Origin of the sequence: Pseudonocardia sp. D17 (genome assembly GCF_036984265.1) — a bacterium.
GTDB lineage: Bacteria > Actinomycetota > Actinomycetes > Mycobacteriales > Pseudonocardiaceae > Pseudonocardia > Pseudonocardia benzenivorans.
In genome coordinates, this window is the sequence record NZ_BPRG01000080.1 from 95,395 (window position 1) to 115,868 (window position 20,474).

Annotated in this window: 15 protein-coding genes; 12 read left to right on the forward strand and 3 right to left on the reverse strand. The window is 75.3% G+C overall.

Annotated features, from left to right (window positions below):
* The first annotated feature begins 75 nt into the window (after window positions 1-75).
* The 4 genes from PSD17_RS14870 (at window position 76) to PSD17_RS14885 (ending at window position 8,780) form a co-directional block, all read left to right on the forward strand.
* Window positions 76-765, forward strand: coding sequence for a sensor histidine kinase (locus PSD17_RS14870; RefSeq protein ID WP_339122977.1), 690 nt, complete (start codon window positions 76-78; stop codon window positions 763-765).
* The gene (locus tag PSD17_RS14875; protein WP_013675129.1) at window positions 756-1,421 is read left to right on the forward strand and encodes a response regulator transcription factor; all 666 of its coding nucleotides are present in this window, start codon (window positions 756-758) and stop codon (window positions 1,419-1,421) included. The genes PSD17_RS14870 and PSD17_RS14875 overlap by 10 nt, the downstream gene beginning before the upstream one ends.
* 110 nt (window positions 1,422-1,531) lie before the next feature.
* Window positions 1,532-2,914 (forward strand): hypothetical protein, encoded by a 1,383-nt coding sequence (locus PSD17_RS14880; protein ID WP_339122978.1) that lies wholly within the window; start codon window positions 1,532-1,534, stop codon window positions 2,912-2,914.
* A 4-nt stretch (window positions 2,915-2,918) separates the two neighbouring features.
* Complete coding sequence (locus PSD17_RS14885; RefSeq protein WP_339122979.1) at window positions 2,919-8,780, forward strand: histidine kinase; 5,862 nt, start codon at window positions 2,919-2,921, stop codon at window positions 8,778-8,780.
* 30 nt (window positions 8,781-8,810) lie between these two features.
* Here PSD17_RS14885 and PSD17_RS14890 read toward each other — a convergent pair whose 3' ends face one another.
* Window positions 8,811-10,025, reverse strand: a complete 1,215-nt coding sequence (locus tag PSD17_RS14890; protein ID WP_339122980.1) for an acyltransferase — start codon at window positions 10,023-10,025, stop codon at window positions 8,811-8,813.
* Window positions 10,026-10,296: 271 nt separating this feature from the next.
* Here PSD17_RS14890 and PSD17_RS14895 point away from each other — a divergent pair, with 271 nt between their 5' ends.
* From PSD17_RS14895 to PSD17_RS14915, 5 genes are all read left to right on the forward strand, one after another.
* Window positions 10,297-11,313, forward strand: coding sequence for a GAF domain-containing protein (locus PSD17_RS14895; protein ID WP_339122982.1), 1,017 nt, complete (start codon window positions 10,297-10,299; stop codon window positions 11,311-11,313).
* A 185-nt stretch (window positions 11,314-11,498) separates the two neighbouring features.
* Window positions 11,499-12,530 carry an ABC transporter substrate-binding protein gene (locus tag PSD17_RS14900; RefSeq protein ID WP_013675134.1) on the forward strand — a complete coding sequence of 344 codons (1,032 nt, stop codon included), beginning with the start codon at window positions 11,499-11,501 and terminating at the stop codon, window positions 12,528-12,530.
* Window positions 12,527-13,369, forward strand: coding sequence for an ABC transporter permease (locus tag PSD17_RS14905; protein ID WP_339122984.1), 843 nt, complete (start codon window positions 12,527-12,529; stop codon window positions 13,367-13,369). The genes PSD17_RS14900 and PSD17_RS14905 overlap by 4 nt, the downstream gene beginning before the upstream one ends.
* Entirely contained in the window at window positions 13,362-14,132 is a 771-nt protein-coding gene (locus PSD17_RS14910) for an ABC transporter ATP-binding protein (RefSeq protein ID WP_103384048.1), read from the forward strand. Before PSD17_RS14905 ends, PSD17_RS14910 begins: the two co-directional genes overlap by 8 nt.
* Before the next feature lie 4 nt (window positions 14,133-14,136).
* On the forward strand, window positions 14,137-14,358 hold the full coding sequence (locus PSD17_RS14915; protein WP_339122986.1) for a hypothetical protein: 222 nt from the start codon (window positions 14,137-14,139) through the stop codon (window positions 14,356-14,358).
* Window positions 14,359-14,439: 81 nt separating this feature from the next.
* Here PSD17_RS14915 and PSD17_RS14920 read toward each other — a convergent pair whose 3' ends face one another.
* Window positions 14,440-15,342 carry an IniB N-terminal domain-containing protein gene (locus PSD17_RS14920; RefSeq protein ID WP_339122988.1) on the reverse strand — a complete coding sequence of 301 codons (903 nt, stop codon included), beginning with the start codon at window positions 15,340-15,342 and terminating at the stop codon, window positions 14,440-14,442.
* A gap of 670 nt (window positions 15,343-16,012) precedes the next feature.
* Between PSD17_RS14920 and PSD17_RS14925 the strand changes: the two genes are divergently transcribed.
* Genes PSD17_RS14925 through PSD17_RS14935 form a run of 3 tightly spaced genes read left to right on the forward strand, consistent with a single transcriptional unit; the run spans window position 16,013 to window position 18,728 of the window.
* The gene (locus tag PSD17_RS14925) at window positions 16,013-17,230 is read left to right on the forward strand and encodes a bifunctional cobalt-precorrin-7 (C(5))-methyltransferase/cobalt-precorrin-6B (C(15))-methyltransferase (protein WP_013675139.1); all 1,218 of its coding nucleotides are present in this window, start codon (window positions 16,013-16,015) and stop codon (window positions 17,228-17,230) included.
* Window positions 17,227-17,970, forward strand: coding sequence for a precorrin-4 C(11)-methyltransferase (gene cobM / locus PSD17_RS14930; RefSeq protein ID WP_103382145.1), 744 nt, complete (start codon window positions 17,227-17,229; stop codon window positions 17,968-17,970). The genes PSD17_RS14925 and cobM overlap by 4 nt, the downstream gene beginning before the upstream one ends.
* A 17-nt stretch (window positions 17,971-17,987) precedes the next feature.
* A complete protein-coding gene (locus PSD17_RS14935; RefSeq protein ID WP_339122991.1) occupies window positions 17,988-18,728 on the forward strand; it encodes a cobalt-precorrin-6A reductase in 741 nt (246 codons plus the stop codon).
* A 190-nt stretch (window positions 18,729-18,918) separates the two neighbouring features.
* On the opposite strand, the gene PSD17_RS14940 is transcribed toward PSD17_RS14935, so the two are convergent.
* The gene (locus PSD17_RS14940) at window positions 18,919-20,472 is read right to left on the reverse strand and encodes a precorrin-2 C(20)-methyltransferase (protein ID WP_339122992.1); all 1,554 of its coding nucleotides are present in this window, start codon (window positions 20,470-20,472) and stop codon (window positions 18,919-18,921) included.
* Between the last annotated feature and the right edge of the window lie 2 nt (window positions 20,473-20,474).

The window sequence follows — 20,474 nt, forward strand, 5'->3', positions numbered from 1 at the left end:
CGAACGGGGGACAACCCCTGCGAGGGTGGGGTTTTCCCCCTTCCGTGGACCGCCCGTCGGGGGCAGGCTGCGACGATGATTGCCGAGCCCGCGCACCGTACCGACGGTGCCCCCCAGGCGGGTGCAGAGGTCGGCCCCCGGTCCGAGGGCGCGCGTCCGGGATCGCCGACGGTCCGGCTGCTGCCGCCGGGCCCCGACGACCGGCTGCGGTTCCGGCGTGCCAGGTGGCAGAGCCGGCAGCGGCTCGAACGTCAGCTGCACGACGGGGCCTCGCTGCGGATCTCCGCGCTCGCGCTGAAGCTGGGCGTCGTGCGCCACCACATCGCCAGTGCCGCACCGGATCTCGACGGATCGATCGACGATCTGCAGGACCAGCTGCACGCCGTGCTCCAGGAGCTGCGCGAGATCGCCGGCCGGATCTACCCGACGCTGCTCGACGAGGCCGGGCTCGGACCGGCGTTGCGCGGGGCGGGCGACCGCTGCGAGGCGACGGTCCGCGTCCAGGCACCCGACCGCCGGTTCGACCCGGCCGCCGAGGGCGCCGCCTACTTCGCCGTCGCCGACCTCCTCGGCGCGCTCGGACCCGACTCCGATGTCGCGATCGTCGTCGGGGACGACGGCGGGGCACTGGTCGTCACGGTCGAGGGGGTCCCGGTCGAGTACGCCGGGCGGATGCTGGACGAGGTCGCCGGTCTTGATGGGACGATCGACGTGACCGGCGGGACGGGCGTCGGCACGATCACTGCGAGGATTCCATGCGCGTAGCACTGGCCGAGGACGGTGCCCTGTTCCGCGAGGGCCTGCTGATGCTCCTGCAAGCGGCAGGACACGACATCGTCGGCGCGACCGCCGACGGCGACGCCCTGCTCGACCTGCTGGCGACCGAACCCTGCGACGTCGCCATCCTCGACATCCGGATGCCACCGGAGCCCGACGGCGGGCTGATCACCGCGGAACGGCTGCGCGCCAAGTACCCGGACATGGGGCTGCTGTTCCTGTCGCACTACGCCGAGTCGCACTACCTGATGCGGATCCTCGACATCGGGACCGAGGCCGTCGGCTACCGGCTCAAGGAGAAGGTCGGCAGCGTCGACGTCCTGTCCGACACCCTCGACCGCATCCGCGACGGCGAGATCGTCATCGAGCCGGTGCTGGCCAAGCGGCTCGTCGAGCGCCCGCGCGGGGAGAAGAAGGGGCTCGTCGCGTCGCTGTCCGAGCGCGAGACCGACGTGCTGAAGCTGATGGCGGAGGGCCGGTCCAACAACGGGATCGCGGGCCAGCTGTTCGTCACGCCGAAGGCCGTCGAGAAGCACATCGCCAACATCTTCGGCAAGCTCGGGCTGCACGCCGACACGTCGGAGAACCACCGCCGGGTGCTCGCCGTGCTGGAGTACCTGCGGGCCCAGCGTGACGACGACTGAGGTCCCCGGCGGCGGCCGGGCGAGCGCGGGGGCTGTCCAGGCATCGCCGGTACCTCTAGCGTGACCGTCTCGGACCCGGGCGTCGCCCGGACGGACGGGCATGGTGGACGATGAACCGGACGATCCTCGCGCGGTTGGTGCGCGGCCTCATCGTGGCGCTGGCGGTCGCGGTCGTCCTGGTCGCCGTCGTCGACGGTGTGGGCGTGCTGCTGCCGGCCGAGGGCGTCGGGGTACTGCTGCCCTTCGCCGCCGCCGCGCTCTGCGGCGCGGCGCTCGTCGCGTTCATGCCCCGGTTGGGCCGCATCGTCATCCGGCTGACCCATCACCGCGAGACCACCCCGTACATGGCGCTCGCCGACGCCGCGGCCCGCATCCGCGCCGGCTCGCTCGAGGAGGCGCTGCCCGGCCTCGCCGAGGTCCTCGCCGAGGGGACCGGCGCCCCACGGGCCGCGGTGTGGCTCGCGGTCGGCGACCGGCTCGTGCTCGCCGCCCGGCACCCCGACGACCCCGCCGACCCGCCGGCGCTGCGGCCGGGTGGGCTCAGCGTCGAGAACCTCGCGGTGCTGCTCACCCGTGACGACACCGACCACGTGGTGCCGATCCTCGACGGGACCGAGCTGCGGGCGGCGCTGTCCGTCGGCAAACCTGGCTCGTGGATCACCCCGGCCGACCGGCAGCTCATGCGCGACGTCGGCAACGGGGCGGCGATGCTGCTGCGCGGCGTCGCGCAGAACGCCGAGCTCGCCGAGCGCGTCCGGCGTGCCGACGAGCTGGCCGCCACCCTGCAGGCCTCACGGCAGCGGCTCGCCCGCGCCCGCGAGATGGAACGTCGCCGCCTCGTCGTCGAGCTGTCGCACGCGACGACCGACCGGCTGTCGGACCTGCGCGCCGAGGTGCTCACCGCACGCACGTCCGTGGCCGCCGACGGCGCCGAGGACGGTGCGGCGGCGGCGACCTCGCTGGCCACGGCCCGCACCGGTCTCGACGAGCTGCTCGACCGGTTCCGGGTGATCGCGCGCGGCGTCTACCCGTCGGTGCTGCGCGACCACGGCCCGGTGAACGCGCTCGACGAGGTCGCGGCCGACCTGACGCGCACCGTCGTCGTCAGCGGCGGGTTCGGCGAGCGGCTGGGCTGGGAGATCGAGTCGGGCATCTACTACGTCGCCGCCGCGGCGATGAAGGAGCTCGCCGAACAGGACGTCGACGAGGAGCTCGTGATGACGCTGGAGCACGGCGACGGCCGCGTGTCGGTGACCGTCGACGACGCCGCGGCCCCCGTCGGGCCCGCCCGGCTGCGCGTCGCGCTGGCCGACGAGGCCGAGCGGCTCATCGCGCTCGGCGGCGCGGTCGAGCTCACCGGCGAGGAGGCGACGAGCGCCGGTCCGGACGCACGGGCGCACGTCGTGCTGCGGGCGTCGATGCCCGACCGGCTGGAACCGTTGGTCGACCCGGCCGGCGCACCCGGCGGCGCCGACCTCCCGGCGCGGGTGTGACGCCGTGGACGAGCGTGAGAACGACCCGACCCGCCCGGTCCGCGAGCACCACGCCGGGCACGAGCTCCACCCGTTCCGGATGACCGGCGGGACGTTGGGGCGCAACGTGCCCACCCGCCCTCCCGCCCACCTCGCCGCGTCCCGGAGCGAGCTGCTGACCGCCCCCGCCGCCCCGACGTGGGCGCCGCCGACGACGGTGCTGCCCACCGGCGTCGCCTGGACGACGCAGCCGCCCGTCCCGCCCGCCGCGCCGCAGCCGGCGCCACGCTCCCCGCGCGGACCGACGGCCCGGACGTGGCTGCTCGCCGGGTACTGGCTGCTGCTCGCGGCGTGCGCGCTGTTCTCGGTGGTGTGGCTCGTCGTCGGCGCGGTCGTCGGGTTCGCGGCGTCGTCGCCGGCGTTCGCGGCGTCGCTCACCGCGTCGGCCGCGAACGGCGGGACGTGGGCGCAGGGCATCCTCGGCGCCCTGGGGCACAGCGAGCCGGGTGCCCAGGCCCTTCTCGACTACGCGCTGAGCCTCGCGTCGATCCTGCTCGGTGTCGTGATGGCCGTGCGGCGTGGCCGCAGCTGGTCGGCGCGGCTGCTGGTGCTGGCGCTCGTCGGGTCGGCCGGCGCGTTCAACCTGCAGGCCCACGCCGCGGCGAGCGCCGTCGAGACCGCGACGGGGCTCGCCATCGGTGGCGTGCACCAGATCCTGCTGCACGGCGTGGCGTGCGCGGCCTACATCCTGGCGCTGCTGATCTTCCCGCCCGGGGCCGACGAGGCCTCCGCCGACGGTGCCGGGATCCGCAGGCCCGGTGCCGTCCCGGTCGTCGTCGCGACCGTGACCCTGCTGCTCGCCGGGTTCGGCACGGCCCTGCTGCCGCACACCGCGAGCTGTGTGTTGTTCTTCGGGTTCGCGGTGCCCGCGGCCGGCCTGCTCGCGCTGCCGCGCCGGGTCCGGCACAGCTCGACCGACGACCAGCGCACCCAGGCCCGGCTCCTGTTCAGCGTGCTGCTCGCGGCCGGGGCAATCGCGGTCGTGCTGGCCGGGGTCAGCCTGCTGGTGTGGGGGATCGGCTGGGGCGGCCTCGCCCTGATGGACCCGACGGCGGGCGGGTCCGGCGACCTGCCGCTCGCGCTGCTGTTCTGGTTCTCCCGGCTGGCCTGCGTCGCGATCGCGGGCGCCGTGCTCATCGCGCTGCGCACCGGCGGGCTGCAGAACGCCGAGCGCTGGTTCAGCCGCGGGCTCGTCGTCGCACTGGACACCGCGGTGATCGGCGGCGGGTACGTGCTGGTCCACACCGTCGTCGCGCTGCTGGTCGGCGGCCCGGGAGCGACGCTGTGGTCGGCCGTCGCCGCCTGCACGGTCGCAGCCGTCGCGTTCCTGCCGGTGCACGTCGCGGCCGAGCGGATCGTCGACCGCCTCCTCTACGGCACCCGGCCCACCCCGTACAGCGTGCTCGCCGGCATCGCCGCGCTGTCGCGATCGACGGCCGCCGACGCCCCCGACCTCGCGCGCGTGGCCGAGGCCGTCGGCCGCGGACTCGGGGCGACGACGTGCCGGCTCACCGTCGTCCGGCCGGGGCTGCGCGACCGCACCTACTCGTGGGCCGAGCCCGGCGTGCACGTCGCCGACGACCTCACCGAGGTCGCCGTCCGGCACGGCGAGGAGCGCATCGGCACCATCGCCGTCGACCGGGCCGCCGTCGCCGGGCTCGGGGCGCAACGGCAGAGCCTGCTCACCGACATCGCCGACAGCCTCGGCGCCGTCCTGCAGGCCAGCCGCTACGGCATCGAGCTGGAACGGCAGCTTCGGGCCGCGCTGGCCCACGCGGGTGAGATCGCGGTGTCGCGGCGCGCGGCCGTCGCCGAGATGGACGGGGAGCGCCGCCGCATCGAGCGCGATCTGCACGACGGTGCCCAGCACCACCTGGTCTCGCTGCGGCTGAGCCTCGGGCTCGTCGAACACCTGGTGAAGGCGGGGAAGTTCGACCAGGCGCGCGAACGGCTCGACCAGGTCGTCGAGCAGATCCGCACCGCGGAGTCGATCCTCGCCGAGACCGCCACCGGGGTGGTGTCGCCGCTGTTGTCCGAGCACGGGCTCGTCGGCGGTCTCGCCAGTGAGCTCGGGGGCGGCTCGCCGCCCGTCGCCGTCGAGGCGCCGGGGTTGGCGGGCGTGCGGTTCCCCGCCGACGTCGAGGCCGCGGTGTGGTTCTGCTGCCTCGAGGGCGTCAACAACGCGCGCAAGTACGCCGGTGGCGCGCCCGTCGTCGTGCGGCTCGCCGTGCAGGGCGGGTCGCTGCGGTTCCTGGTGCGCGACGAGGGGCCCGGGTTCGACCAGACCGCCGCGCAGGGCGGCGCCAACCGTGGCATGCGCAACCTCGTGGCCCGCATCTCCTCGGTCGGCGGGCGGATCGAGGTCCGGTCGCGGCCGGGGGAGGGCACGACGGTCGAGGGCTCCGTCCCGGTGCCGTCGCACCACGAGGAGACGGTCCCGATCGATGCGGTGCAGGCCGCCGCGTGGCGTGCGGGAAGCGCGTCGTCGCCGCCCCGAACGGAGCCCCGGACGAGCCGGGTCGGCGGGGCCGCCGCCGGAGCGGCCGCGGCGGCGGGGGCCGTCGGCCGGGCCGCGACGCGCGGGGCCGACGCCGGGCCGTCCGGTACGGAGCGCGGTGGTGCGACCGCGCCCGTCGACCCGTCGGCTGCGGTGGGGTCCGGTGTCACGGGGTCCGGTGTGGCGGCCGGTCCGACGGATTCCGGTGTCGCCGGATCTGGTGTCGCCGGAACCGCCGACGCCCCGGCCGCGGCTTCCGAACGGCCGTCCTCGGAGTCCGCCGAGCCCGCGACGGGGCCGCCCGCGGGCGAGCGCACCCGCGCCGGCGCCGGCCCGGCGCCGGCGGGCGGGATGTGGAGGTCACGGCCGCCCGAGGAGGAGCCGGCGGCCCTGACCGGAGGCGACCTCACGGGTGCCGCCGACGACCTGGAGTGGTTCGACCCGCGTGCCGTCGCCCCGGCGCCCCGGTCCGACACCACGACCGAGGATCCCGGGTTCGGCGCCGGGTTCGTCGACGGAGGACCGGCGGGTCGGCACGTCCGGGACGAGGCCCCGCAGGATCCGGAGGAGAGCGCGGCCTTCGTTGCGGGACAAGAGGTGTCGCCGGGCGGGCAGGTCCATCGCGTCGCCGGCGACGCCGCCCCCGAGGAGGCGCCCGACCCGGGCGGCGCACCCGACGCGCACGACGGTACCGCCGCCGAGGTCGAGAGCATCGACGACGGTACGGCGCCGGTGGCGCCCGTGATCGGCGACGCCGCGGTCGCCGAGACGGTGGCTGCCGAGCCCACGGCCGCCGCACCGGGCGTCGAGGAGCCCGCGGTCGCAGCCGGGCCGGGGGAGGGTCGGGCCGCGGTCGAGCCGGACGACGTCCGGGCCGGCGCCGCCGGGTCCGCGGTCGTCGCCGGGTCCGGGGACGCTCGGCCCTGGGATGAGCCGGTTGCCGCCGGGTCTGGTGCTGCGGAGCCCGTTGCCGCGGAGCCCGTTGCCGCGGGGTTCGGTGCTGTGGAGCCGGTTGCCACTGAGTTCGGGTCCACCGAGCCCGTTGCCGTCGAGTTCAGTGCTGCGGATCCGGTCGCGGCCGAACGGTTCGCGGGGGAGCAGGTCGCCGCCGAGCCGTTGGCGGGGGAGCGCGTTACCGCCGAGCCGTTGGCGGCCGAGCCGTCGCGCCCAACCAGGTCCGGGGACGAGTCCGCCTCATTCGGGTCCGGCGCCGGCGAGCCGGTCGCCGCTGAACCGGTCGCCACTGAGCCGGTCGCCGCTGGACCGGTCGCCGCCGAGCCCGGCCTCGCCGAGCAGGGTGCTGCGGAATCGGCGGTCCCCGTCGCGTCCGGGGACGAGCCGGGCGTCGCAGAGCCCGGCGTCGCAGAGCCCGGCGTCGCAGAGCCCGGCGTCGCAGAGCCCGGCGTCGCAGAGCCCGGCCCGGCCGGGTCGTTCGCCGGCGGGTCCTTCGGTGCAGGGTCCGTGGTCCGGCCCGGCTCCGGGGACGAGTTCGCCGCCGTCGGGTCGGGCGCCGCGCAGGTTGCCGCTGAACAGGTTGCCGCTGAGCAGGTTGCCGCTGAGCAGGTTGTTGCTGAGCCCGACCTCGCCGAGCCGGTTGGCGTCGGGTCCGCGGTCCCGGCCACGCCCGGGGGCGAGCCCGGCGACCTCGCGGGCGGCGAGTTCGCGCCCGGCGGGTTCGGGGCGCAGGCGCCGGAGGGCGCGCCCGACACCGTCCGGGTCGCGCCCGACGCCGAGACGACCGGCCCGATCCCCGTCGTCACGGCGACGCCCGGGGAGGCCGACGCGTCGACTGCGACGGCGACGTCCCCGACCGGCATCCCGGCGGTCGGCGCCGTGGCCGCCGCCCCGCCGCATCCGACCACCCCGGCAGAACCGCCTGTGGCGCAACCGACCGGTGCATTCCCCGCGGCTGCGCCGCACCCCCGGTCGTCCCCGTCCGGTCCCGCGCCGTCCGTTCAGGGCGCGGCGCCCGGGCTCGTCCGGGGCACTTCGGGTCCCGCCGGTGCCGGGACGCTGCGCGACCGCGTGCGCGGCGCGCTCGCCCTCGCCGCCGAGCTGTACCGCGAGACCCCGCACGCGACCCGGATCGTCGCCCTCTACGGCAGGCTCGACGAGCCGCTGCGGATCGCGTTCGCCGGTCCGGCAGGCGTCGGCACCTCGACGTTGGTCGAGGCCGTGCTCGGACACCCGGGCGCCCCGGCGCCGCCGCCGCCGACGCGCGCGCCGGTGTGGTGGCGACACGGCGCGCCGGCGGCGGTCGGCGTCCACACCGACGGCACGGGCGCTCCCTACGGCGGGCCGTGGCCACCCGACGCGGCGACCGCTGCGGCGCTGGACCGCATCGAGCTGCACGTGCCCCACCCGCTGCTCGGCTCCGCGACGATCCTCGACCTGCCGGGCGTCGACGCCCCCGACGGCCGGGGCGCCGGCCTGCTCGGTCCCGACGAACCGGTCGCGGACGCGCTCGTGCTGCTGCTGCGCCCGGACCACCCCGAGGACGCGGCGGCGTTCGCGATGCTGCACACCGGCGTCGTGCCGCACGCCCGGGCCAACGCGCTCGGTGTCCTCGCCCGAGCCGACGAGACCCCGGGCGGTCTCGACCCCGACACGGGCGCCCGGGTCGCCGCCGAGCTCGCGTCGCGCTCCGACGTCCGGCGGCTGGCGCGGACGGTGGTCCCCGTGTCGGGACTGCTCGCCCGGGCCGCGCCGACTCTGTCACCGGCGGACGTCGAGGCCCTCGCCAGGGGCGCGGCCGTCGACCCCGCGTTGGCCGCGCGGCTCGGACCGTCGGGGCTCGGTGCGGCCGCGGCCATGGCGCGGACGGCACCCGATCCGGCTTCGGTCGTCGCGGGTCTGTTGGCGCGCAGCGGCATCGACCGGTTCCGCGACCTCGTCGCGACGAGGTTCGTGAGCCGCTCGGACGTCCTGGTGGCGCGCTCGGTGCTGCAGCGGCTCGAGATCATGGTCCGGACGACCCCGCCGCCGGCGGGTGCGCGTCCGCTGCAGTACGAGCTCGAGCGCGTCCGTGCCGGGGCGCACGAGCTGGCCGAGACCGATCTGCTCGATCAGCTGCTCGCGGGCACCCTCGTCATGCCGCCGGCCGAGCTGCTCGCCGCCGAGCGCCTGCTCGGGATGAACGGCACCGCACCCGCGGCGCGCCTGGACCTCGACCCGGACGCCGACGACGCCGCGGTCGCCGCGGCCGCGGCGGACCGGCTGCACTACTGGCAGCGCGCGGCGGCGCACCCGGCCTCGCCGCAGTCGGTGCGGGCCGTCGCGGCGGTCCTGGTGCGCACCTGCGAGCGGCTGCTGGCGGTGTCGGCGCGCTGAGCGGGCGGGCGTCGTCGCACACACGGCCGCTCAGCCGGACGTGCCCCCGGCCGCCCGGGGCGTGCCGAGTGCGGGGCCCCGGTCGCCCGGGAGGGCCGCCCGCTCGCCGGGGGCGGCGACACCGGCTCGTTGCGCCGCGGGTGCCCGCCGCGCCGCGCGCTGCGGTTTGCCGGTGAGCGCGAGCCGCAGCGGGGTGCGCCGGACGAGCTCGACGAACGTCAATGCGGCGGCGATCGTGACGACGTACGTCACGACGGTCTCCCACGGCCGCTGCAGGTGCGCCGCGGGGGCGTCGGGGATCGTCGTCAGCACCCACAGGATCGCGGGGTGCACGAGGAAGACGCCGAACGAGCGGGTCGAGGCGGCCTCGACCAGGCGGGAGCCGCGCCAGCGGTCGCGGCGGTCGGCCCACAACGTCCCGAGGCCCCAGACGGCGGCCATCACCGAGACCGTCCACGGGACGATGACCGGCTGGAAGACGTCGGCCGCGAACTGGGCCGTCGCGCCGCCGGTGATCGAGTGCCGGTACCACAGCTCGACGGCCGCGCAGGTGACGACGGGGGCCGCGAGGACGACGGGCAGATGCCGCCGGATCCAGGCGTCCACGGCCGGCAGGTGCATGCCGACGACCCCGCCGAAGACGACGAAGAACTGGTAGCTCAGCAGCGACGACATCGCGTAGGGCATGAGCGCGGTCTCGGCCGGTCCGGGCGCCGGGACGTGCAGCCACAGGTCGGTGACGACCTGCAGCGCCGCGCTCCCGAGCAGCAGCAGCCCGTGGTGGCCCCGGGTGGCCAGCAGCAGCTTCCGGAACAGCGGGAAGACCAGGTAGAACTGCAGCGACACGAGCAGGAAGTACAGGTGGTACCAGGCCGTCCCGGTGACGAGCGCGTGGCCGAGGCCCGCCAGCGCCTGCAGCGGCGGCGCCGGCGCCGCGACGAGCCCGAGGCCGGTGTAGATCACCGACCACACGACGTAGGGCACCCCGACGAGCAGGAAGCGTCGTCGCCAGAAGTGCACCGGCCGGGGCCGGTCGTCGCGGTAGCGGTGCATGAGCACGAACGCGGTCAGCGCGAAGAACGCCTCCCGGGTGAAGTGCAGCAGCACGACGAGACCGCCCGCACGGACGCTGTCCTGCGGCGTCGTCGTCGAGATCGTGTGCACCGCGATGACGCACGCGAAGGTGAAGACACGGACCAGGTCGACGGGGTACAGGTGTGGCGTACGCGCCGGGGCGGCGCTCACGATCGGGCCGCCGTGATGTGGGGTCCGCGAGCCGGTTGGGGAGAGCGATCGCAGCACAGGACCTGAGGGTGGTCTGCGAAGCTGTGTGCGAGCTGAGGACGCCGTGTGAACTCGCCAGCGCGAGGTGCGTCGGTCGTGGACGGTGCGGCCATCGGGCGAGCACACTACCCCGATCGGTATCGCGCCCATGGTCCGTGTCGGGGGCTGCGGTGACTGATGGTTGACTGCCGCGCACACGACGTGCCCGTGCGGCGCGGTCGGCGGAAGGACGGTGGCAGTGCTCGCGAACGACCCGGCGCTCGTCGGTCTGGCGCTCCAGGTGGCGCGGACGCCGGCAGCGCAGCTCGATGTCGGAGCGGTCGTCGCGGGGGTGTGCCGGGCCCTGCCGATGGCGGTGGGTGTCGCGGGCGCGGTCGTCGTGCTGCGGCATGCGCCTGACCCGCTCGCGGGCCCGGTGTTCGCGTCCGACGCGGCGGCGATGCGGCTGGGCGAGCTGCAGCACTCCCGGTCGGCGGGACCGGCGCACGAGGCGATCCGCACCGGCCGGGTCGTGGCGACGGCGGATCTCACCCGCGCGGACACCGTCGAGGTCGCGGCGGTCGCCGCCGAGACCGGTCTGGCCAGCGCGGTGACGGTGCCGCTGCTGCTCGACGGGCGTCCCGCCGGTGCGCTGCAGCTGCTCGGCACGGGGTACCGGCCGGTGCCCGCCGAGCTCGCCGAGACCGTGCGGCCCTTGGTCGAGGTGCTGTCCGCACGGCTGGCCGACGCCCGGTCGTTCCGCACCCTGACCGCCGCCGTCGCCCGCTCGACGGCCGCGCTGGAGGCCGGCCTGCCGCTGGCCCACGCGACGGGGATCCTCGCCGAGCGGTACGGCACGGACGTCGAGGAGGCCGGCCGGTTCCTGGCCGGTGCCGCGGTCCGGGCGGGGCTGACCGCCGAGGCGCACGCCGCCGCGGTGGTCGAGGGCGTCGGCCGCCGCGACGCGCAGTGGGCGGCCGCCCGCGGTGAGGGCGACCTGCCGGCGCAGCGCGACGACGGCGCGGGTGCCGCCCCCGACGCGCCCACGGGCCGCAGGCACCGCCGCGACGACGCGACCGGGCCGCTGAGCTGGATCACCGGTGACCTCCCGCTGCCACGGCACTCCCGGGCCCGCCGCTCCGGCGACGCCCGGCCGGCGGCGGGTGCGCCGCGGCACGGCCGGACGCGCCACGACGACGGGTCCTCCGGCGACGAGGGCCCCGGGGACCCGCCGGCGTCGCCGCGCCACCGGCGCGCCGACATCTCCTGAACCGGCCGCGCACCGCGCGGGGAGCGACCTGCGCCACTCGGCTGGTTGCCGCCACGGCGCGGCACGTATCGTGTCCACACCCCACGGGAGCACTCGCGTACCGAGGCTGAGAGGGCGGCAGGACCGGCCGTCGACCGTTATCACCTGACCCGGTTAGCACCGGCGTAGGGAGGAAGACGGTGCACATGCACGTCCGTACGGCTTCTCGCCGGGTACTCGCGGCTCTGGTCGCAGTACTCGCCTTCGCACTCGCCGGCTGCTCCGGCTCCGGCGCTCCCGCCGGGGCGACGACGATCCGCGTCGCGCTCGACTGGACCCCGAACACGAACCACACCGGCCTGTTCGTCGCCCAGCAGGAGGGTTGGTTCCGCGACGCGGGCCTCGACGTGCAGATCCTGCCCTACAACAGCACGTCGCCGGACACGCTGGTCGGGTCGGGCGCCGCCGAGTTCGGGATCGGCTTCCAGAACTCGTTCACCTTCTCCAAGGCCGCGGGCGCCGACATCGTCTCGGTGCTCGCGATCCTGCAGCACTGGGGATCCGACATCGCCGTCCGCGCCGACCGGACCGACATCACGTCGCCGAAGGACCTCGACGGCAAGGTCTACGGCGGGTTCGGCGACCCGGGCGAGGTCCCGAAGATGAGCGCCGTCATCAAGGACGCGGGCGGCAAGGGCACGTTCAGCACCGTCGTGCTCGGGACGTCGGCCTACGAGGCGCTCTACTCCGGGCAGGTCGACTTCACCGAGCCGTTCGTGGCCTGGGAGGGCATCGAGGCGCAGCTGCGCAACGAGCCGCTCAAGACCTTCGCCTACACCGACTACGGCTTTCCCGACGCCTACGGCGTGCTGCTGGAGGGCAACGCCGGCTGGCTCGCCGCGCATCCCGACGTCGCGACGAAGTTCGTGCAGGCGGTGCAGCGCGGTTACCAGCTCGCCGCCGACGACCCCGCGACCGCCGCGAAGCTGCTGATGGACGCCAACCCGGGCGCGTTCACCGACCCGGAGCTGGTGAACCGCAGCCAGCAGATGCTCGCGCAGCAGTTCATGAAGGACCCGTCGGGTCGCGTCGGCACCCAGACGCTCGCGCAGTGGTCCGGCTTCTCCGGGTTCCTCTTCGACTCCGGTGCCCTCGTCGACGCGGCGGGCAAGCCGCTGACCACCCGCCCCGACTTCGCGACGTGGTTCACCGACAAGTACCAGGCGACGTCGTCGTGAGCGTCCGGCTGAGCACACCGGCGGTACGCAGGCCCGCCGCGCCGGAGCCGCCGCGCGACGCGGCCACCCCGTCCCGTGGCCGGCTGCGCCGGGTGCTGCCGGCGCTGGTGGTCGTCGCGGTGCTGGTGGCCGCGTGGCAGTGGGCGGTCACGGCGTTCGCGGTGCGGCCGCAGGTGCTGCCGTCGCCGCTGCGCGTCGTCGAGCAGGGCTGGCTGTTCCGCGACGCGCTGTGGACCAACACCGTGCCGACGCTGCAGGTCACCGCGGTCGGATTCGCGGTGTCGCTGGCCGTCGCGTGGGTGCTGGCCGTCGTCGTCGACTTCTCGCCGTGGCTGCGGCAGGCGCTGTTGCCGCTGCTGGTGGCCTCCCAGACCATCCCGATCATCGCGATCGCGCCGCTGCTGATCATCTGGTTCGGGTTCGGACTGCTGCCCAAGGTCGTCGTCATCGCGCTGGTGACGTTCTTCCCGGTCGCGATCGGGCTGATCGAGGGCTTCTCCTCGGTCGAGCGCCAGGCGACGAACTTGGTGCGCAGCATGGGCGCGGGCCGCTGGCGGGAGTTCCGCTACCTGCGGCTGCCCGCCGCGATGCCGTCGTTCTTCACGTCGCTGCGCATCGGCATCACCTACGCCGTGACGGGCGCGGTGTTCGCCGAGTACGTCGGCGCCCGGGCGGGGCTGGGCATCTTCATGAACCTGCAGAAGAACTCGTTCCGCACCGACCTCGTGCTCGCGGCGGTGATCGTCACGGCGGTGATCAGCGTCGCGCTGTTCGGGCTCACCTACGCCGTCCAACGGCTGGTGATGCCGTGGTACGCCGCGGAGCGCCGCCGTGCGTGAGGTGCGGGTGCGCGACCTCGTCGTCCGGTTCGGCGACCGCGAGGTCCTCGACGGCGTCCGGCTCGACGCCCGGCCCGGTGAGCTCGTGTCGGTGATCGGCCCGAGCGGGTGCGGCAAGAGCACGTTGTTCAACGTGCTCGCCGGGCTCGTCGAACCCGCCGCGGGCAGCGTGCTGGTCGACGGCGCCCCCGCGTCGGGGTCGACGTTCGCCTACATGCCGCAGAAGGACCTGCTGTTCCCGTGGCGGACGGTCCTCGACAACGCGGCGCTCGGCCTGGAGGTCGGCGGGCTGGGCAAGCGGGCCGCGCGCGAGCGCGCCGCACCGCTGTTCGAGCCGTTCGGCCTGGCGGGTTTCGAGAACGCGCGGCCCTCGGAGCTCTCGGGTGGGATGCGCCAGCGGGCGGCACTGCTGCGCACCGTCGTGCAGGCCCGCGACGTCCTGCTGCTCGACGAGCCCTTTGGGGCCCTGGACTCGTTGACCCGCACCTCGATGCAGGAGTGGCTGGAGGTCATGCGGGCCCGCTACGGCTGGACGGTCCTGCTGATCACCCACGACATCCGCGAGGCGGTGTTCCTCTCCGACCGGGTCGTCGTGCTGGGTCCGCGGCCCGCGACGGTGCGCCGCGTCGTGGAGATCGACCTGCCCCGCCCGCGGGAGGTCCGGATGCTCGCGACGCCCGCCGCCGCGGCGCTGGAGGCCGAGCTGCTGGCGGTGCTGCGCGAACCGGTGGCGGCTCCGCCGTCGCGGGCGGCCATAGACTGACGGCGTGCAGGTCACCCGGGGCGCGCTCAAGCACGGCGTCCCCGTGCCCGACATCCGCGCCGTCGTCGCGACGCCGCTGCGCGTGGTGGCCCAGGGGGAGCGGACCCTCTACATCGGGGTGACCGACGCCCGCGACCTGCTGGAGGTCGTCGCCGAGCCCGACGGGACCGTCGTGCACGCGATGCGGTTGCGCCCCAAGCACTACGTGCATCTGCGCCCTGCCTGATCCCGCCGAGCCCGGCCCGTCGATGCCGAAGGCCCGGCCCCCGCGGGAGCGGGGCCGGGCCTTCGGGCTGGTGGCGGGAGATCAGGTGTGGAGGTGCACGTCGTGCAGGTGGTCGTGCGAGTCGGTCGTCGCGGTGTCGGTGTTGTGCGACGCCAGGTCGAGATTGTTGTCCGACAGCAGGTGGTCGTGGCTGTCGGTGCTGTCGTGGCTGTCGCTCGTGTTGGTCGTGGTGTTGGTGGTCGTCGTGGTGTTGTGACCGGTGTCGGTGGTGTTGTGCCCCGTGTCGGTCGTGTTGTTGCTGTTGAGCTGGTTGGCCTGGCCGCCGTCGTTCGCGACCGAGCCCGACCCGAAGTTGGTCAGCGCGTCGTGGCTGTCGGTGTGGTCGCCGCCGGTGGCCGCGCCCGTGCCGGAGATCGCGCCGCCGTCGGACGCGGTCGCGCCGTGGTTGTTGACCGCGGAGCCGCCGGCGCCGAAGTTCACCGCGCTGTCGGTGTTGCCCTCGGCCACCTGGTTGCCGGTGCCGGCGACCGCGCCGTCGCCCGTGGCGATCTGGCCGTTGTTGTCGCCGCCGACGGCAGCGGAGTGGTCGCCCGTGGCGTTGACGTTCGTGACGTCGACCGGCGCGAAGACGTGGCCGCCGTGCGAGGCGTCGATGTCCTGGTGGACGGAGTTGTCGATGTAGGTCTCGCGGGCGTCGACCGACACGTAGTTGTTGGTGACGTAGTTGTTCAGGTACTTGACCGCGGCCTCGTGCGGGGTCTCGCCGTGCGCGTGGTGCACGGGCGGCGGCGGGGGCAGGTGGCCGTGGCCGCTGTGGTGCGACTCGTCGTCGCCGGCGAGCTGGATCGCGTCGTGGATGTCCTCGGCGCTGAGGTTGGTCAGGCCGCAGTTCTGCAGGAAGCCGGCGGGGTCGGCCTGGAAGGCGGCCTTCTCGGCCGGGTCGTTCAGCAGGCTCATCAGCAGGTCGAGAAGCGAGGTGGCCATCGTGTGCTCCGTATGTGTGGGTGGTGCGTGGTCGTGGACGTCGTTGCGGTGTCGCGTCCCGGTCCGTGTGTCCCGGTGTTGACGACAAAGCTATGGCCGGCGGCCGGGCCGGGGATCGGGGAACGGCCACAGTTCCCGGCGGCGTCGTTCGCCCGCTCCGGGAATGCGGCGAATAGGGGGCCCGGGGAATTCGGAGGCCGCGTCGTGAATGCGGGGTCCGGGTGCGTGACATCGGACCGGAACTGCGCTAAAGGCGGCTGACCAGCCTGTTTGGTCCGCGGTGGGTAGTTCGCGCGATTCGCCCGCGCCGATGTCTTTACCTTCGCATGAGTAAGTGCGCCCTCAAGTTTGCTGTCTCTTTGCGTTGTCCCCGGAGATTCGTGGCTTTCGGGTGAGAAACGGCTCTGGCCGGTTTCGTCGTGATTCTGCCCCTTCTTCGGACAAGGGGGCAGAAATAGGCGTGACAGAATCGGGTTGAAAGCACCTCAAGGTGATTCGGGGTGAAAATCGGGCAGATAGATGAATGGGGAACTACTGACCAATCCTTTACCAGCGCCCCCGGCTCGGCTTCCGGGGGCGGGTGGCGGGCCTCACCACCACCCCCGGCCGGGGACGATTAGCGTTGCCGGGGCACGGGACGGCCAGGAGGACGGCAGCGGATGGACGGGCGATGGGCACCGACGGACGAGTGACGGTCGTCGGGATCGGTGCCGACGGGTGGGACGGGCTCGGTACGTCCGCCCGCGAGGCCGTCCAACGGGCCGAGGTGGTGCTGGGGGGCCCCCGCCAGCTCGCCCTGCTCCCCGACGACCCCCGGATCCCCCCACGACGCCCGTGGCCCACCCCCATGACCCCCGCGCTACCCGGCCTGTTCGACGAGCTGGCCGACCGCGCCGTGTGCGTACTGGCCAGCGGCGATCCCATGTTCTTCGGCATCGGCGCGACCCTGGCCCGGCTGCTGTCGCCCGAGCGGCTGCGGGTGCTGCCGGCGCCGTCGTCGGTCGCGTTGGCGTGTGCGCGACTCGGCTGGCCCGCCGAGGAGGTCGACGTCGTCAGCGTCGTCGGCAGGCCGCTGGCGCGGGTGCGCCGGGCGCTGGCCCCGGGCAGGCGGGTGATCGTGCTGTCCTCCGGTGCCGAGTCGCCAGGTGAGATCGCCGCCCTGCTCGACGCCGACGGCTGGGGGCCCAGCGCGATCGCGCTGCTCGAACAGCTCGGGGGCCCGGGGGAGCGGCTGCTCGCCGGGCTCGCGTCGGACTGGCCGCACCCGCCCGGCGACGCGCTCAACCTCGTCGCCGTGTCCTGCGAGCCCGGCCCCGACGCACGCGTCCTCGGTGAGGTGCCCGGTCTGCCCGACGAGGCCTACGACCACGACGGTCAGCTCACCAAGCGCGAGGTGCGCGCGGTCACCGTCGCGATGCTCGCCCCGCGGGCCGGTGAGCTGTTGTGGGACGTCGGCGCCGGTGCCGGCAGCATCGCCATCGAGTGGATGCGCGCCCACTCGGCGTGCCGCGCCGTGGCCGTCGAGTCGCACCTCGACCGCGTCGCCGCGATCTCCCGCAACGCCGACGCGCTCGGCGTCCCCGGCCTGCGGGTCGTCCCGGGCCGCGCGCCCGCGGCGCTGACCGACCTGCCCACCCCGGACGCGGTGTTCATCGGCGGCGGGGTCACCGGCGAGGGCGTGCTCGACGCCTGCCTGGACGCGCTGCGGCCCGGGGGCCGACTCGTCGCCAACGCCGTGACCGTCGAGGGCGAGGCGGTCCTCGCCGCCGCTCACGCCCGCCTCGGTGGCACCCTGACACGGCTGTCGGTCGCCCGCGCGGGTGCGGTCGGCGGCTTCACCGGCTGGCGCCCGGCTATGCCGGTGACGATCTGGAGCGTGACACCGTGACCGTCCACTTCATCGGCGCCGGTCCCGGCGCCCCCGACCTGCTGACGCTGCGCGGGCGCGACCTCCTCGCCGCCTCCCCGGTGTGCCTGTATGCGGGCAGCCTCGTCCCGCCGGAGATGCTGGAGTTCTGCCCGCCGGGGGCCCGGCTGGTCGACACGGCGCTGATGACGCTCACCGAGATCGTCGACGAGATGGCCCGCGCCCACTCCCACGGCCTCGACGTGGCGCGCCTGGCGTCGGGGGACCCGTCGGTGTTCTCGGCGATGGCCGAGCAGATGCGCCGGCTCGACGCGCTGGCCATCCCCTACGACGTCTGCCCGGGCGTCCCCGCCTACGCCGCGGCGGCGGCCGCGCTGCGCCGTGAGCTCACCGTGCCGACGGTCGCGCAGACGGTGACCCTGACCCGGATCGCGGCCCGCGCGACCGCGATGCCCGAGGGTGAGGGCCTCGGCGCGCTGACCCGGGCCGCCGGGACGGTCGTCGCGCACCTCGCGGTGCACCGCATCGAGGAGGTCGTGAAGGAGCTGCTCGACGCCTACGGCGGGGACTGCCCGGCCGCCGTCGTCGCGCACGCGAGCCGGGAGCACCAGGTCGTGCTGCGTGGGCGGCTCGACGGCATCGCCGCGGCCGTGCGCGAGGCGGGTATCGAGCGGACGGCGGTCGTCATCGTCGGGCCGGCGCTGGGTGCCGAGCAGTTCCCCGACTCGCACCTGTACTCCGACGGGCGGTGCCGGTCCTGAGGCCGATCCTGAGCACGGTGCTCCTCCTCGGCGGCACCGGCGAGGCCCGGCGGCTGGCCGGCGCCCTCGCCGGCACTCCCGGGCTGCGTGTGGTGTCCTCGCTCGCCGGGCGGGTGAAGGCGCCGTCGTTGCCGGCGGGCGAGGTGCGCATCGGCGGGTTCGGCGGGACGCCCGGTCTCGTGCAGTGGCTGCGCGACAACCGGGTCGACGCCGTCGTCGACGCCACCCACCCCTTCGCGGCCCGCATCACCGCGCACGCCGTCCGGGCCTGCGCCGCAACCGGGACGCCGCTGCTCGTGCTGAGCCGGCCCGGCTGGACCGCCGGCCCCGGCGACCGCTGGCACTGGGTGCCCTCCCTCGACGCCGCCGCCCGGCTGCTGCCCGAGCTGGGCGGGCGGGTGTTCCTGACCACGGGCCGCCAGGACCTCGCGGTGTTCGCCGACCTGGACCTGTGGTTCCTCGTCCGCACCGTCGACCCGCCCGAGCCGCCCGTGCCGCGGCACGCGGAGGTGCTGCTCGCCCGCGGCCCGTTCACCGTCGACGGCGAGCGCGACCTGCTGGAACGGCATCGGATCGACGTCGTCGTCACCAAGGACAGCGGTGGGATCATGACGGCCGCGAAGCTGATCGCGGCGCGGGACGCCGGGATCCCCGTCGTCGTGCAGCGCCGCCCGCCGCTGCCGACGGGCCCGGGGGTGGAGCGGGCGGAGAGCGTCGAGGACGCCGTCACCTGGACCCAGAACCTCCTGCAGACCTGACACCCCCGCCCGGCCGCAACCCCACTGTCGTCCCGGCGCCCCGTGAGAACCGTGAGGTTGCGCGCCCCGGGTCGGCCGCAACCTCTCCGTCGTCCCGGCGCCCCCGGGGGACCGTGAGGTTGCGCCCGGTGGGTAGGGCGCAACCTCTCCGTCGCGGGAGCGCTGCCGGCGGACGCTGGGGTTGCGCGGGTCAGCGGCCGTAGTGGCGCGGGGTGAACACGGTCGTCCCGGCGCCGCGGTGCACGACCCGCGTCGCCGACGATCCGACGATCACCAGCGTCCGCATGTCGACGTCGGCGGGGTCGAGCGCCGCGAGCGTGGTCACGACGATCCGTTCGCCCGCCCCGCCGACGTCGCGCCCCAGCACGACGGGGGTGTCGGCGGCGCGGTGCTCCAGCAGGACGTCGCGGGCCGCGCCGAGCTGCCACGGGCGGGCCTTCGAGCGCGGGTTGTAGATCGCGATGACGAGGTCGGCGCGCGCCGCGGCGACCAGCCGCTCGGTGACGACCTCCCACGGCTTGAGCCGATCCGACAGCGAGATCAGCGCGTGGTCGTGCCCCAGGGGGGCCCCGACGGCGGCGGCGACGGCCTGCGCCGCCGACATCCCCGGCAGGACGCGGACGGGCACGTCGGAGTACTTCGGTCCGCTCGCGACCTCGAGCACCGCGGCGGCCATCGCGAACACCCCGGGATCCCCGGCGGACACGACGGCCACCCGCCGCCCCGCGGCGGCGAGGTCCAGGGCGAGGGCGGCCCGCTCCGCCTCGACGCGGTTGTCCGACGCGTGCCGGGTCTGCCGCGGGTTCGGCGCGACCCGGTCGAGGTAGGGGCCGTATCCGACGAGGTCGTCGGCCTCGGCGAGGGCGGCCGCGGTCTGCGGGGTGAGCCAGTCGCGCCCGGCGGGCCCGGTCCCGACGACGACGACCTCGCCGAACCCTGCGGGCTCCGCCGCGGGTCCGGCGGCCGCGACGACGGCGGGTTCGGTGGCCGCGACGACCTCTCCGGGCCGTCCCGGCGGCAGGCTCGACGCCACCCGGCCCGGGACCAGCGCGATCGAGAAGTACGGGACCTCGGCGGGGTCGACGTCGGCCAGGTCCGCGGTGCGCTGGCCGTCGGTCGTCGCGCGCTCGACGTAGAGTGCGTCGGCGAGTCGGCCCGCGTCGGCCAGGGCGCCGCGGACGTCGTCGAACGTCCGGCCGAGCTTCAGCACCGCGGCCGAGTCGGTGGCGGCGAGGCGGCGGGCCAGCTCGTCGCGGGGCAGAGTGCCGGGCAGGACGGTCAGCACCTCGTCGCGTTCCACGAGCGGCCGGCCCAGCGCCGCCGACGCCGCGCTCACCGACGTCACGCCCGGGACGACGACCGCGCGGAACCGCGGGGTGAGCCGCTTGTGCATGTGCATGTAGGAGCCGTAGAAGAGCGGATCGCCCTCGGCGAGCAGCACGACGTCGCGGCCCGCGTCCAGGTGGGCGGCCAGCCGGTCGGCCGCGGCGGCGTAGAACTCGTCGATGGCGCCCTGGTAGCCGCCCGGGTGGTCGGTGGTCTCCGTCGTCACGGGGTAGACCAGCGCCTCCTCGATCTGGTCGCCGCGCAGGTACGGCTCGGCGATGCGGCGCGCGATGGACCGGCCGTGTCGCGCCGCGTGGTAGGCGACGACCTCGGCGGCACCGATCAGCCGCGCGGCCTTCACCGTCACCAGCTCGGGATCGCCGGGTCCGACGCCCACCCCGTACAACGTGCCCGGCACAC

What these genes read in the sequence shown, in the direction of transcription:
- PSD17_RS14870 (WP_339122977.1), top strand. Translation starts at nt 76, where the DNA reads ATGATTGCCGAGCCCGCGCACCGTACCGACGGTGCCCCCCAGGCGGGT.
- PSD17_RS14875 (WP_013675129.1), top strand. Translation starts at nt 756, where the DNA reads ATGCGCGTAGCACTGGCCGAGGACGGTGCCCTGTTCCGCGAGGGCCTG.
- PSD17_RS14900 (WP_013675134.1), top strand. Translation starts at nt 11,499, where the DNA reads ATGCACGTCCGTACGGCTTCTCGCCGGGTACTCGCGGCTCTGGTCGCA.
- PSD17_RS14880 (WP_339122978.1), top strand. Translation starts at nt 1,532, where the DNA reads ATGAACCGGACGATCCTCGCGCGGTTGGTGCGCGGCCTCATCGTGGCG.
- PSD17_RS14925 (WP_013675139.1), top strand. Translation starts at nt 16,013, where the DNA reads ATGGGCACCGACGGACGAGTGACGGTCGTCGGGATCGGTGCCGACGGG.
- PSD17_RS14920 (WP_339122988.1), bottom strand. Translation starts at nt 15,342, where the DNA reads ATGGCCACCTCGCTTCTCGACCTGCTGATGAGCCTGCTGAACGACCCG.